At 40.0% G+C, this 14,063-nt stretch carries 10 protein-coding genes; 9 read left to right on the forward strand and 1 reads right to left on the reverse strand.

All coding sequences use genetic code 11. The features are described 5' to 3' along the window. From ACFSR6_RS02095 to ACFSR6_RS02135, 9 genes are all read left to right on the forward strand, one after another. Nucleotides 1-702 (forward strand): phosphoadenylyl-sulfate reductase, encoded by a 702-nt coding sequence (locus ACFSR6_RS02095; protein WP_379074274.1) that lies wholly within the window; start codon nucleotides 1-3, stop codon nucleotides 700-702. 178 nt (nucleotides 703-880) lie between these two features. After that, nucleotides 881-1,786, forward strand: coding sequence for a sulfate adenylyltransferase subunit CysD (cysD, locus tag ACFSR6_RS02100; protein WP_379074277.1), 906 nt, complete (start codon nucleotides 881-883; stop codon nucleotides 1,784-1,786). 250 nt (nucleotides 1,787-2,036) lie between these two features. After that, nucleotides 2,037-3,287: a sulfate adenylyltransferase subunit 1 gene (locus tag ACFSR6_RS02105; protein ID WP_379074280.1), complete on the forward strand. Its 1,251-nt coding sequence runs from the start codon at nucleotides 2,037-2,039 to the stop codon at nucleotides 3,285-3,287. 240 nt (nucleotides 3,288-3,527) lie between these two features. Further along, on the forward strand, nucleotides 3,528-4,538 hold the full coding sequence (locus ACFSR6_RS02110; RefSeq protein ID WP_379074283.1) for a bestrophin family protein: 1,011 nt from the start codon (nucleotides 3,528-3,530) through the stop codon (nucleotides 4,536-4,538). 84 nt (nucleotides 4,539-4,622) lie between these two features. After that, nucleotides 4,623-5,090 (forward strand): hypothetical protein, encoded by a 468-nt coding sequence (locus ACFSR6_RS02115; RefSeq protein WP_379074286.1) that lies wholly within the window; start codon nucleotides 4,623-4,625, stop codon nucleotides 5,088-5,090. A 284-nt stretch (nucleotides 5,091-5,374) separates the two neighbouring features. After that, on the forward strand, nucleotides 5,375-6,169 hold the full coding sequence (gene cobA / locus ACFSR6_RS02120; RefSeq protein ID WP_183763538.1) for a uroporphyrinogen-III C-methyltransferase: 795 nt from the start codon (nucleotides 5,375-5,377) through the stop codon (nucleotides 6,167-6,169). 821 nt (nucleotides 6,170-6,990) lie between these two features. Next, the gene (locus ACFSR6_RS02125; RefSeq protein WP_379074290.1) at nucleotides 6,991-8,403 is read left to right on the forward strand and encodes a glycogen synthase; all 1,413 of its coding nucleotides are present in this window, start codon (nucleotides 6,991-6,993) and stop codon (nucleotides 8,401-8,403) included. A gap of 8 nt (nucleotides 8,404-8,411) precedes the next feature. After that, nucleotides 8,412-9,680, forward strand: a complete 1,269-nt coding sequence (locus ACFSR6_RS02130) for a glucose-1-phosphate adenylyltransferase (RefSeq protein ID WP_379074292.1) — start codon at nucleotides 8,412-8,414, stop codon at nucleotides 9,678-9,680. Nucleotides 9,681-9,828: 148 nt separating this feature from the next. Beyond that, nucleotides 9,829-11,613 carry a glycoside hydrolase family 15 protein gene (locus ACFSR6_RS02135; RefSeq protein ID WP_379074295.1) on the forward strand — a complete coding sequence of 595 codons (1,785 nt, stop codon included), beginning with the start codon at nucleotides 9,829-9,831 and terminating at the stop codon, nucleotides 11,611-11,613. A gap of 186 nt (nucleotides 11,614-11,799) precedes the next feature. On the opposite strand, the gene ACFSR6_RS02140 is transcribed toward ACFSR6_RS02135, so the two are convergent. Then, on the reverse strand, nucleotides 11,800-13,989 hold the full coding sequence (locus ACFSR6_RS02140; protein WP_379074298.1) for a bifunctional alpha,alpha-trehalose-phosphate synthase (UDP-forming)/trehalose-phosphatase: 2,190 nt from the start codon (nucleotides 13,987-13,989) through the stop codon (nucleotides 11,800-11,802). Between the last annotated feature and the right edge of the window lie 74 nt (nucleotides 13,990-14,063).

Here is a 14,063-nt window from a genome sequence, read left to right on the forward strand (position 1 = left end):
ATGGAGAACCTAGAAGAGATAAAAGCAGCGCTGGCAGGTTTGAGTACAATTGATAAATTGAAGTTTTTGGCAAAACAATATGCCGGCCGTATCATATTTTCGACCAGCTTTGGCTGGGAAGACCAGGTGATTACCCATTTGATTTTTGCCAATAACATTCCCATCAAAGTTTTTACCTTGGAAACCGGACGTTTGTTCCCGGAAACGTATTACGTTTGGAACCGGACCCTCGAAATCTACAATAAACCCATTCATGCCTATTACCCGCAAAACGAGCTCTTGCAGGATATGGTGAATGTTAAAGGGCCGAACAGCTTTTACGAATCTGTAGAAAACAGAAAGGAATGCTGTTACATCCGTAAAATTGAACCCTTAAAAAGAGCATTAAAAGGGAACGAAATCTGGATAACGGGCATCAGGGCAGATCAGAGTGCCAACCGTGAGGATATGCACGATGTAGAATGGGATGAAGGAAATCAATTGGTTAAATTTCACCCCATATTCGATTGGACACTAGAGGATGTGAAAACCTTCATTAAAGAAAATAACATTGTTTACAATACCTTGCATGATAAAGGTTTTCCGAGCATCGGATGTGCGCCATGTACCAGGGCAGTACAGCCTGGAGAAGATTTCAGGGCAGGAAGATGGTGGTGGGAAGACCAGAGTAAAAAAGAATGCGGCTTACACGCGACCACTTAACGGAAGATGTAAGATGGAATAGGAAAGATGGGTAATGGGAACTGTGCATTTGAGCGAATGCACGGCAACTTTTCATCTTTAAAACCTTCCAACAATTTTTAACAAAACAACAACAAATATAATATTGAATGATCGGAAGATTCCAACATTCAGTTTTTAAACATTCCAATATTTTGTAATGAGTACATATAATTTTGATTATTTAGACGAACTGGAGGCTGAGGCTATTCACATTTTACGTGAGGTAGCGGGGCAGTTTGAAAAACCTGCACTGTTATTTTCGGGGGGAAAGGATTCGATTACATTAGTTCGTTTAGCAGAAAAAGCTTTTCGCCCGGGGAAATTTCCTTTTCCCCTGGTACACATAGATACCGGACATAATTTTGAAGAAACCATTATTTACCGTGACAAAATGGTAGAAAGAATTGGCGAAAAATTAATTATTGGCTCCGTACAGGAATCTATAGATCAGGGTAAGGTAGTAGAGCAGACCGGTAAAAATGCAAGTAGGAATGCATTGCAGACCGTAACCTTGCTTGATACCATTGCGAAGTATGGTTTCGATGCCTGTATTGGTGGTGCACGCAGAGATGAAGAAAAAGCGAGAGCAAAAGAACGTATTTTCTCTGTAAGGGATGAATTTGGCCAGTGGGATCCGAAACGCCAGCGCCCTGAACTTTGGAACATTTATAACGGAAAGATCCACAAGGGAGAAAATATACGTGTATTCCCAATCAGTAACTGGACAGAATTAGACGTTTGGAACTATATCCGCAGGGAAAAAATAGAACTGCCAAGTATTTATTTCTCGCACGAACGTGATTGCATTACACGTAATGGCCAATTGATGGCTGCATCGCCGTTTTTAAATATGGATGATGAAGATGTTGTTGAACGTAAGCAGGTACGTTTCCGTACGGTTGGCGATATGTCCTGTACAGCAGCGGTAGAATCAGAGGCATTTTTGATTGATGATATTATTGCTGAAATCAGTGCTTCAAAAATTTCAGAGCGTGGCGCCCGTATGGACGATAAAGTTTCTGAGGCGGCAATGGAAGACAGGAAAAAGGGAGGGTATTTTTAAGGGAGATTTGAGTATTTAGATGTGAGATTTGAGAACTTTGCAACCGTCTAAAATCTCAATCTATTATCTTAAACCAAAAAATAAACATATTAAAATTTTAAGAGCGATTTGGACCTTGGGATGTGAGATTTGAGAACCTTGCATCCGTCTGATATCTATTATTTAAAGAAGATATGAGTATTAATATGTGAGAATCTTGCGCCTATCTGATCTCTCAAATCTATTGTCTCATATCTCAAATCTAAAAAACATGAACATATTAAAATTTTTCACAGCAGGCAGCGTAGATGATGGTAAAAGTACCTTAATAGGCCGTTTGTTATACGATACAGATTCTATTTTAGCCGATCAATTAGAAGCTTTACAGCGCTCTAATCGCAAAAATGACGATGGAACAATAGATTTAGCCATTCTTACCGATGGTTTGAGGGCAGAGCGAGAGCAAGGCATTACCATTGATGTAGCCTACAAATACTTTCAGACAGAAAAGCGCAAATTTATCATTGCTGATACACCTGGTCATATTCAGTATACCAGGAACATGGTCACGGGGGCATCTACAGCCAATTTGGCCATTATTTTAATCGATGCCCGCAATGGTGTAGTAGAACAGACCATCCGCCATTCCTACATCGTCTCTTTACTGGGCATTAAACACGTAGTAGTGTGTATCAACAAAATGGATATGGTTGATTACAGCGAAACTGTTTACAGTTCAATCATCGAGAAATACAAAGTCCTTGCCGAGCAGTTAAAACTGGCCGATGTAACCTATATTCCGGTGAGTGCATTGAAAGGAGATAATGTGGTACAGGTATCTGAAAACATGGATTGGTATGAAGGTGAAAGCTTGTTACATTTCTTAGAAAAGGTAGATACCGATCACTTAGATCAATCGCTACTGGCGCGTATGCCCGTACAATGGGTGGTTCGTCCGCAAACAGAAGAACTGCACGATTACCGTGGTTATGCCGGCCGGGTGTTGAGCGGAACCTTTAATTTAAATGATAAAGTGACAGTTCTGCCTTCAGGGGCAAGCTCTGTTATTGAGAAGATTGAGTTTTTCGACGAAGCACTTGATGCTACGCACGCTGGTCAATCGGTTATTATTCACTTAAAAGATGATGTAGATATCAGCCGCGGCGATACCATCGTAAATGCATCGGCTCTGCCACAGGAAACAAAACTGATTGAAGCTGATCTTTGCTGGATGGATACCCGGGCCTTAGATACCTCCATTATGTATAACATTCAACATAATAGCAAGGTTACTAAATGTAAAATCAGCGAAATTTTGCATAGGGTAGACATCAACACGTTGGAAAAACATGCTGCAGAAGAGTTTAAGCTTAATGATATTGGCCGCGTGATTGTGAAAACCGCTGATGCTTTAGCTTTTGATTTATACGACGATAACCGTTCAAACGGTTCTGCCATTTTGGTCGATACCCGTACCAATTTAACTGTTGGCGCATTGATGTTCAGGGCTGCAGTAGAATAAAATAAATATAGAAGGGAAGATGTGAGGTGGATCAATGTTATAATTATCCGGCAAAACCACAACCAAATATAAGATGAAAACGCTATGCCGGAAGGTATAGTGTGAAAGCAATTTCAGCGGGGCATTGGCAACAATAGCCCTGTTTTTCTTTTACACACAGCTAATTTAGGTGGAATTTAGCAGCTCTGATAATTTTTATATCTTAGTTTAACTTACTGTCGCTTTATAACCGCTTAACTTATGCATGCAGGAAAAAAATATACTTTTTTCGAATTTATAGTCTGGACCAGGCGCGATATTTATCGTTTAACTATTCTGGCCATTATTCCTACCGTACTTTATCATTATTGCAATTTTACATTTCTTTCCATTTCCTGGGTGCCGGTGGCGCTTTTGGGTACTGCGGTGTCATTTATTATCAGTTTTAAAAATAACGCCAGTTATGCCCGCCTCTGGGAAGCCCGGCAAATTTATGGTGCCATTATTAACTCGAGCAGGGCATTTGGTGTAATGGTGCGCGATTATCTGGCCGTTCATGATAAAAAAACAGATATTCAAACCATTTTTTACCGCCATTTTGCCTGGTTAACCGCCTTACGCTTCCAATTAAGGGAGCCAAGAGCCTGGGAAAACTCCAATGATCCGCGTAATATCGAATATGCAAGGCTATACAGGGTTTCAGAGAAAATAGATAGTTTGGAAGATAGCCTGGCCGGATATCTTTCTGCGAATGAGCTAAAATACATTTTGAGTAAGAAGAATAAGGCAACACAATTAATGGCACTGCAATCTGCCCACATCAATAAGCTGGTTGCCGAGGGAATTTTGAGCGAACTGCAACTGCAATCTTTACAAAATGCCATTACCAGCTTTTACGATAATCAGGGTAAAGCAGAACGCATTAAGAATTTTCCCTATCCACGTCATTTTTCTTCCATTGCTACCATTATGCTGAATTTATTTGTTTTTTTGGTACCCTACGGACTGCTTAACGAATTTAATAAACTGGGCAACGGCACTTTAATTGAGGGATATTCTATTTGGTTAAATATTCCATTTGCCATTTTGTTAACCTGGGTTTTTAACTCACTGGATATTGTTGGTGAAAGTTCTACCAACCCTTTTGAAGGAAGCGCCAATGATGTCCCGATCACTAATATTTCCAGAACGATAGAAATTGATATGCGGGATATGCTCGATGAAAGTGATTTGCCGTCAGCCTTAACTCCTGAGAATTTTATCCTGATGTAATGGTTTTTCTGTTATGGAAATGCCTCAAAGTATTCATCATATTGGTATATTAGTGTTATAAATTGAAATGCTAAAACTCCTGATATGAAACGAAATCTCATTTACCTCGTTCTGGCGGCTCTTCCGTTTGCCTATGCCTGTAACCAAAATAAAAGCGGTACAAATTCGAAAACCAAAACCGATTCGGTAGTTAAAGAAGCTTGTTATGCAGCGGCATATGAAAAAGACAGCGCGGCCTTGATTGTTAAAACTTTAGCTTCTGGTAAGGTAACCGGTTCATTATTGGTTAAATATGCCGATAAACCTGAAAATAATGGTAAAATAGACGGTAAGTTTAATGGTGATACTTTACTGGTTGATTACCGGTTTAACACAGGTAAAGATACCACAAAGGTATTTACCAATCCATTGGCCTTTTTAAAGAAAGATGGTAAACTTATTATGGGGGTTGGGCAGATTGAAACTACCTTAGGCAGATCGTATTTTGTTAAAGGAAAGCCCATTAATTACGAAGCGGGTAAATTTACTTTTGCAGAAGTGAATTGTAAATAAATGTCCTAGAGTATTAGCGTGTCCCCGCCGTGGTACGTGTCGTCACGTGCCGCTATTTTGAATTTTAATTCATATGCCTAATTACTTTGCCACGGAGGCACGGAACTAATCAATAAGATGTTTTCTTTTTCATCCCCGTAACCCTTATCCTGGACTTATTTTAAGTGGGTATCACATTATTCTGGGGAAAGAAAAAAATATTTCAAAATAAATTACTACAATTTCTATAGACTTTATATATTTGTATAATTAAACAAACGTATAACGAGCATAAACTTTCTGTTATGATTTTGAATAAAGTAGAAAAAGCGAACATTGAACCAAAAATTACTTTAATAGGTGCTGGTCCTGGCGATCCGGATTTATTTAGTTTAAAAGGGGTTAAAGCATTAAAAACAGCGGATGTTGTTTTGTACGATGCAAATGTGAACGAAGCTTTATTGTGTCATGCGCCAGATGGTATTCCGAAAGTTTATGTAGGAAAACGCTCAGATGATGAATCATTTTCGCAGGATGCCGTTAACAAGCTGATTATTGATTATGCTTTAAACTATGGCCATGTTGTACGTTTAAAAAGTGGCGATCCTTTTTTCTTTGCAAAAGGTTATGAGGAAATTGATGCAGCAGAATCATATAGCATTCCGACTGAGATTATTCCGGGTATTTCTAGTGCCACCGGTGCACCTAGTTTGCAAAAGATCCCGATGATTTATAAAGACCTTAGCGAAAGTTTCTGGGCTGTAACCGGAACAAATAGTAAAGGCGAAATTTCTGAAGATTTATACATTGCTGCGAAAACAAAGGCTACAATCGTGGTTTTAAACGGAATTGAAAAAGTAAAAGAAATTGCCGCTATTTTCCAGGCTGAACATAAAAACCTGTTGCCCGTAGCTGTAATTCAAAATGGATCTACTCCACAGGAAAAAATTGCTGTTGGTATCGTAGATACCATAGCCGAAATTGTTGAAGATAAAAAAATTGATGCGCCTGCGCTGTTGGTTTTTGGCGATGTGGTTTCACTTCATCCTCAGTTTCAACCGATCCGCGATTTTTACGAAATCATCGCCGAAGAGTACTAGATATTTTTAAACCAAAAATATATTTGTTTTGTTGTTAAAAAACCGCTTATGGATTTAAGCGGTTTTTTTTGTTTTACTACTGTGCATTTAAAATTACCGGCCCGTTACCCTGAACTTGTTTCAGGGTCTTTATAGCAAAAACCTCTGCGCATATCTGCGCAATCAGCGGGAAACCAAAGGCAAGACACATTCCTGTAGATTTAAGATGATTTAAATTTATAAATCAGATCTCTCCATTTCGCGTTGCTACAGTCGAGATGACGATTTTTTCTTGCGAAGATCACAGGGAAACTAAAGACGAGACACATTCCCGCTGATTTAAGATGATTACCGCAGATGAATTTATGTTTCTTAAAACCCGCCCACTTTGTTTTTAAGCCTGATTGCAGTGAAAAGCCCGGAGTATAGCGAGGACTTGCAACGGAAAGCAGGACTGCCTGCCGCCACAGAGCACTGAGCTTCCACTTTCAAATAAAAAAAGCGAATTAAGTTATGAATTAGATCTCTCCATTCCGCGTTGCTACAGTCGAGATGACGATTTTTCTTGCGCAATCAGCGGGAAAACAAAGGCAAGACACATTCCCGCAGATTTAAGATGATCACCGCAGATGATTTAAATTTATAAATCAGATCTCTCCATTTCGCATTGCTACAGTCGAGATGACGATTTCTTCTTAAAACTCAATGCTTGTTTAAGCTAACTTACACTGATAAAAAGCTTTAGTATAAACCTAAAATAATCAACTAAAAATATAATTTACATTATTTGCAAAGCTCAAAACAATTAGTAACTTACTTGGGTTATCTACACCAAATAGTTGATGGAAATTATACATATAAGCGCCGAGTGTTACCCTGTTGCAAAAGTGGGTGGTTTAGCCGATGTAGTAGGGGCCCTACCAAAATATCAGAATAAACTTGGCCACATTGCTAAAGTTGTTGTACCTGCATACGACACAAAATTTATCCGCGAAAGCGAATTCGAAGTGACTTACGATGCCTGGGGAAACTATGGCAACCACCATTTTCAATACCGCATTTTAAAAGAGAAAACGAATAAACTGGGATTTGATTTATATGTTATCCATATTCAGGGTTTAACAGACCGGCCCAATGTATATGGCTATCACGATGATACCGAGCGTTTTTTTGCTTTCCAGGTTGCTACACTCGATTGGATTGTACAATGGGAACACCGTCCGGATGTAATCCACTGTCACGATCACCATACCGGCTTAGTACCTTTCATGGTGTCAAATTGTATAAAATACAGGCCGATCAGTAGTGTTCCAACTGTTTTAACCATTCATAATGCACAATACCAGGGGCAGTTTGGCTGGGATAAATTATATTACCTGCCTGCATTCGATTTATGGAAAGGTGGCTTGCTGGGCTGGGATGATGCCATAAATCCTTTGGCTTCGGCCATTAAATGTGCCTGGAAAGTAACTACGGTTTCGCCAACCTACCTGGAAGAAATGATGGGCAATGCCCGCGGACTGGAAAGCTTGTTGAGGCAGGAACGCTGGAAATCTGTAGGGATTTTGAACGGCATTGATAACGAGGTGTGGAACCCGGAAACCGACACGATGCTGAGCAAAAATTACAGTATAAAAACGGTAGATGCAGGAAAACTGGCAAACAAAACAGCCCTCTGCAATGTTTTTCAATTAGATCCTTCTAAACCCCTGTTTACTTTTATCGGTAGATTGGTTGATGAAAAAGGAGCTGATATTCTACCAGATATTTTTTATACCGCTTTAGAACAACATGGCGACAACATCAATATCCTGGTATTAGGATCAGGCGATCATTGGGTTGAAGGCCGGTTAAACCAGCTAAAAGACATTTTTGGAGGAAGATATAACGTTTACATCGGTTATAACGAACAGGTATCGCACGAAATGTATGCCGGTGCAGATTTCCTGATCATGCCATCGAGGGTTGAGCCGTGCGGCTTGAACCAGCTTTATGCCTTACGTTACGGAACGGTACCGATTGTGCGCAGGGTTGGCGGATTGAGGGATACGGTGATTGATATTGGCGACGGTGGTTTCGGGATCTGCCATGATCAGACCAGCATTTGGGACGTTACGTACTCGATTAACCGTGCAGTTGAATTTTACAATGATAAAAAAGCTTTTAAAGCTGTAAGAAAAACCATGATGAAAATTGATCATTCATGGGACAGGGCAGCCTTGAATTATATAGAATTATACCAAAATTTAAAATAAGCTTAAACATGACTGACAAAGTTTTAGGCGTTATCCTTGGCGGTGGCCAGGGCTCTAGATTATCGCCACTAACACAAACACGTTCTAAACCGGCAGTTCCCATTGCAGGTAAATACCGTTTGGTAGATATTCCAATTTCGAACTGCCTCAATTCGGGTATCCACCGCATGTTTGTGTTAACCCAGTTTAATTCGGCGTCCCTAAACAAACACATTAAAAATACCTATCACTTTAGCCACTTCAGTACTGCTTTTGTTGATATTCTGGCGGCCGAACAAACTGTGCAGAATACCGGTTGGTTTCAGGGTACTGCAGATGCAGTTCGTCAGTGTATGCACCACATCGTTTCACACGAATTCGACTATATTTTAATCTTATCAGGCGATCAGCTTTACCAAATGGATTTTAAAGATATGATCGAAAAACACATCGAGGCGAATGCAGAAATAACTATTGCTACTATTCCGGTAACCGCAAAAGATGCCACTGATTTTGGGATTTTAAAGGCTGATGATGAAAACATGATCACCTCTTTTATTGAAAAACCTAAAACAGGTTTGGAAGAATGGATTTCGGATACCGGCGAAGAAATGCAGGCCGAAGGACGTAATTTCCTCGCATCGATGGGTATTTATGTTTTTAACCGCGAATATCTCATCAACATCTTAAACGAAAACGAAGATGAAAAGGATTTTGGTAAGGAAATTTTACCAAGGGCCATTACGCAAAGCAGGGTATTAAGCTTCCAATACGAAGGCTACTGGACTGATATTGGTAACATTTCATCTTTCTTTGAAGCCAATTTAGGCTTAACAGATGAAATCCCTAAATTTAATATGTTTGATAGCAATCATGCCATTTTTACCAGGGCGAGGATGCTGCCCCCATCAAAAATTTCAGGAACCACTTTGGATAAAACCATTATTGCTGAAGGATGTATTATCCAGGCGAGTAAGGTAGAACATGCCGTTTTGGGTATCAGGTCGAGAATAGGTAAGGATACCGTAATTACTAACGCTTACATTATGGGCAGCGATAGGTACCAGACGCTGGAAGAGATACAGGATGAAACAAGTAAAGGAAATTCACTGATCGGTATCGGCGATCGTTGTTTTATCAATAATGCCATTATTGATAAAAACTGCCGCATTGGTAATGATGTAAAAATTAATGGCGGCGACCATTTAGAGGATGGAGATTTTGAACTTTATGCTGTTAAAGATGGTATTGTGGTGATTAAAAAAGGGGCTGTTGTACCAAGTGGAACAGTAATTTAGATATACGGTCATTCTGAGCGAAGCGAAGAATCTTTCCAGGCCTTACAGGTTTCAAAAACGTGTAAGGTCTTTTTCTTTTAGGCCTTTTTTCGTTTTCTGCCCAACATTTTCCTGCTAAGCTTGTTTGTAAATAAACAAAAAATAGCTTATGGCAGAACAACACCTTTATCAAACAGGAATTATAGGAAACTGCGCTTTCATTGCGCACGTAAATAAGAATACTGATATATCATGGCTTTGCTGGCCACGTTTCGATAGCTCTTTTATTTTTGGAAGTTTACTGGATCAAGAAAAAGGTGGAGAATTTTCTATCCTGCCGCAGGGTGATTTTACTTCAACACAATATTATGTTGAAAATACCAATGTTTTAAGGACAGAAATTACAGCTGAAGACGGAAAATACCGGGTAACCGATTTTGCACCACGTTTTCATCTTTACGAACGCTATTTTAAACCTTTAATGTTCATTAGAAAAATTGAACCTTTAGAGGGTAGTCCGCGTGTTACAATAAAATGCGAACCAGTTTGCGATTATGGAAAAGGCAAAATGAAACCGGTAAGGGGTAGTAACCATATCGATTATCTTGGTTGTGATGAAAACATCCGTTTAAGTGCCAATGTATCAATTACCTATATTCTCGATGAAAAGGCATTCGTATTGAATGAGGCTAAATACCTCATCATGACTTACGGACAGAACCTTGAAGCACCAATAGTAAGTACAGCCGAAAACTTTTTACGAGAAACAACTGCTTATTGGAGGTTATGGATTAAACACTCTTCAATTGCCGGGTTTTATCAACCGTTTGTGATCCGCTCGGCGCTGGTTTTGAAAATCCATCAATACGAAGATACAGGCGCAATCATTGCGGCCAGTACCACAAGTTTGCCCGAATCGCCGGGAAGTACACGAAACTGGGATTACCGTTATTGCTGGCTGAGGGATTCGCATTATGTACTAACCTCGTTAAACCACATCGGGCATTTTGAGGAAATGGAGAAGTATTTTAATTACCTCTCTGATATCTCTCATGCAGAAGATACACGTTATCAGCCCTTGTATGGGATTGCCGGAGAAAGGGAAATTACAGAACATACTTTAGATCATTTAGAAGGTTATAAGGGTGAACAACCGATCAGGGTTGGGAATCAGGCTTACGAACACATTCAGAATGATATTTATGGGCAGGTTTTAATTTCCATGCTGCCACTTTATACCGATCACCGTTTTGTATTTTCTGAACGTAGCGATTCGGTAAAATGGATAGAAAGTGTGCTGTCTAAAATTGAACGGACCATTGACGAAAAAGATGCAGGCATCTGGGAATTCAGAAATATTGCCAATGTGCATTGTTACAGCAACTTGTTTCAATGGGCAGGGGCGCAGGCTGCTTTAAAAATGGCTAAAACAATTGGTAACAAAGATTTTGAAAAGCGTGCACAGGTATTGATTGATAAAGCTTCACTCCATATAGAAGCCTGCTACGATCCGGAAAGAAAAGTATATACCAATGCGGTTGGAAGTCCGCATTTAGATGCTAGTACATTGCAATTGATTATGATGAATTACCTTGATCCGGCTTCAGACCGGGCCAAAAATCATTTAATTGCTTTGGAAAAAGAATTGAAAACGGAAGATGGATTGTTTTACCGTTACCTGCATGCCGATGATTTTGGGAAACCGAAAACCACATTTTTAATCTGTGCTTTCTGGTATGTAGAAGCATTAGCCTGTGTAGGCAGAACAGACGAAGCCATTAAGGAATTTGAAAACATCATTAAATATTGCAATCATCTGCTTTTATTCAGCGAAGATGTAGATGCTAAGACCGGTAGCCAATGGGGTAATTTCCCGCAGGCTTATAGTCATGTAGGTTTAATGAATGCTGCTTACCGCATTGCGATTAAACTGGACAGGCCGATATTTTTGTGATAATGGTGGATTATAAATCCACAGTTCGAGGGTCGGGATTGTAAATCCCGACCAACTAAAGGACTCAAAAAGCGCCGTCATCTCGACTGGAACGCAGTGGAATGGAGAGATCTATCCACACTGATTTATACCGATAGATCTCTCGACTACGTTGCACTCCGCTCGAGATAACGATGAACGCAAAAACTATCCCCGCTCCACAAACTCTTCTTTAACCAAACTCCAAAGCAGTTTCCTTACTTCCTTAAAATCGTTCAGGTAATACTTGGCTTCAGAAATGTTGTTGCCAACCTTAATTGTAAAAGCTTCTTCCGGCATGGCCCTGAAAATATCTTCGTCGGTATGATCGTCGCCCAATGCCAGTATAAAATCAGGGTGTTTATCATACAGCCAGTTTAAAGCGGCTTTTCCTTTGTTTACTTCCATGTTCTTAAACTCGATTACCTTGTTGCCTGGCATCAATTGCAGGCCTTTATCGGCAGCAAGTATTTTCATGTGGCTGATGATCTCATTTGCCCTTAGCTCGCCCAATCCTTCTTCCGCCTTACGGTAATGCCAAACTAAAGAATAACTTTTTTCCTCAATGAACGATCCCGGTGTCCGGTCGGTATAGGTTTCCAGTAAAGTTTTAATTTCCTGTTTCCATTGGTCGGTTAGGAGCGGCAAACTGTTCCATTTATCGCCATGCGATTTCTGCCAGGCGCCATGTTCGGCAATCAGATCTACCTTTAAATGTCCGAACCATTGTTCGAGGGTTTCATGTCTCCTTCCGCTGATGATTACTACTTTATTGGCATTATCAATGGTAAGGTTTTCGATCAGGTCGTAAAGTTCTGCATCCGGAGAAGCATCGTCAATATTTCCGGTAAAATCTACCAGGGTGCCATCGTAATCCAGAAACAATACCCGGTCAGTTGTTTTAGCATATTTAGCGGCTATTACTTCGTTAATGGCGTTTACCGCATGTTTGGTCAATAGCGATTTTTGAGAATCTTTCACTTCGTTTAATCTTAAAATAAAATTGTTTACCCAATGTTTCACATTAAATTTTTCTACAATGGCGCGCATGGCTTTCATCCGTTGCTGCTGTTCTTCTATAGGCATTTTTAGTGCAGTTACAATGGCTTCCATAATGTCGCCAAGGTTGTTTGGGTTAACAATTACCGCATCTGTTAATTCTTTCGAAGCACCGGCCATTTCGCTCAAAATAAGTACACCATCATTATTGTTCCTGCTGGCAATGTATTCTTTGCTCACCAGGTTCATCCCATCACGCATAGGAGTAACCAGGCAGATATCGGCAGTAGCATAAAGCGCCGATAATACTTCGATTGGGAAAGAACGGTAAAAATAATTTACCGGAATCCAGTTGATGGAGCGGTACCGTGCATTTAAATTGCCAACAAACTGATCGATCTGATCCCTAAGGTCGCTGTATTGTGGCACGGTATCGCGAGAAGGGACTACAATCATAAAAAGCTCTATTTTTCCGATATATTCCGGGTGGACCTGAAGTAATAACTCTAATGCCTTTAAACGTTCTAAAATCCCTTTACTGTAATCCAAACGATCTATAGAAAGGATTACTTTCATATTTTCTTTTCCTGTCCTGAAATAATCGATTTCCTTTTTTACCTCTTTTGTGGCGGTTAGTCCCGAAAACTTGTTAAAGTCAATACCCATTGGGAAAGCCTCCACAACAATCTGCCTTTCATTATTATTGAGCACATTCGACGAAGAGTTTACCGGAAGCAAACGTGTTGCCGTGCTGATGAAATGGCGTACATCATCATAGGTATGAAAACCGATCAGATCGGCACCGGTCAACCCGTTAAGTAATTCTTCGCGCCAGGGAATCAGCCTGAATATTTCGTATGAGGGAAAAGGGATATGCTGAAAAAAGCCGATCGTGGCAGCAGGTAGTTTTTGCCTTAAAATGCCGGGCAAAAGAAGCAATTGGTAATCCTGGATCCAGATTTTATCTTTTCTTTGGAGTACCTGCATGGCACTTTTTGCAAATTTTTCATTTACCGATTTATAGCAGTCCCAGTAGCTTTGCTCAAAATGAGCATAGGTAACTACATAGTGAAATACCGGCCATAATACTTCGTTGGAAAAACCCTCATAATATAAATTGATTTCGTTTTGGGTAAGGAAAACAGGGTAGAGGTTTAGTTCAGAGAGTTTCTGTGTAACTTCTTCCTGCCGTTCTTCGGGAACCTCGATTCCGGGCCATCCGATCCAGATGGAATTGCCTGATTTATAAACATCACCAAGTCCGGTGGCAAGTCCTCCTTCGCTCGGTATAAATGTGTATTCCTCGTTTTCTTCAATGATCTTAACGGGTAGCCTGTTCGATATTATAACTGTCTTCATGCTTGGATATGATGTATCTACAACATTAAAAGCATATCAAAACGGGTTTTGTTTGATTTTTTATGTCAAAAAAC

Origin of the sequence: Pedobacter vanadiisoli, from assembly GCF_042684385.1 — a bacterium.
GTDB classification, from domain to species: domain Bacteria; phylum Bacteroidota; class Bacteroidia; order Sphingobacteriales; family Sphingobacteriaceae; genus Pedobacter; species Pedobacter vanadiisoli.

Excerpts from the sequence above, each read along its gene's own strand:
- ACFSR6_RS02095 (WP_379074274.1), top strand. The coding sequence starts at position 1 with ATGGAGAACCTAGAAGAGATAAAAGCAGCGCTGGCAGGTTTGAGTACA.
- cysD (WP_379074277.1), top strand. The coding sequence starts at position 881 with ATGAGTACATATAATTTTGATTATTTAGACGAACTGGAGGCTGAGGCT.
- ACFSR6_RS02105 (WP_379074280.1), top strand. The coding sequence starts at position 2,037 with ATGAACATATTAAAATTTTTCACAGCAGGCAGCGTAGATGATGGTAAA.
- ACFSR6_RS02110 (WP_379074283.1), top strand. The coding sequence starts at position 3,528 with ATGCATGCAGGAAAAAAATATACTTTTTTCGAATTTATAGTCTGGACC.
- ACFSR6_RS02115 (WP_379074286.1), top strand. The coding sequence starts at position 4,623 with ATGAAACGAAATCTCATTTACCTCGTTCTGGCGGCTCTTCCGTTTGCC.
- cobA (WP_183763538.1), top strand. The coding sequence starts at position 5,375 with ATGATTTTGAATAAAGTAGAAAAAGCGAACATTGAACCAAAAATTACT.
- ACFSR6_RS02125 (WP_379074290.1), top strand. The coding sequence starts at position 6,991 with ATGGAAATTATACATATAAGCGCCGAGTGTTACCCTGTTGCAAAAGTG.
- ACFSR6_RS02130 (WP_379074292.1), top strand. The coding sequence starts at position 8,412 with ATGACTGACAAAGTTTTAGGCGTTATCCTTGGCGGTGGCCAGGGCTCT.
- ACFSR6_RS02135 (WP_379074295.1), top strand. The coding sequence starts at position 9,829 with ATGGCAGAACAACACCTTTATCAAACAGGAATTATAGGAAACTGCGCT.
- ACFSR6_RS02140 (WP_379074298.1), bottom strand. The coding sequence starts at position 13,989 with ATGAAGACAGTTATAATATCGAACAGGCTACCCGTTAAGATCATTGAA.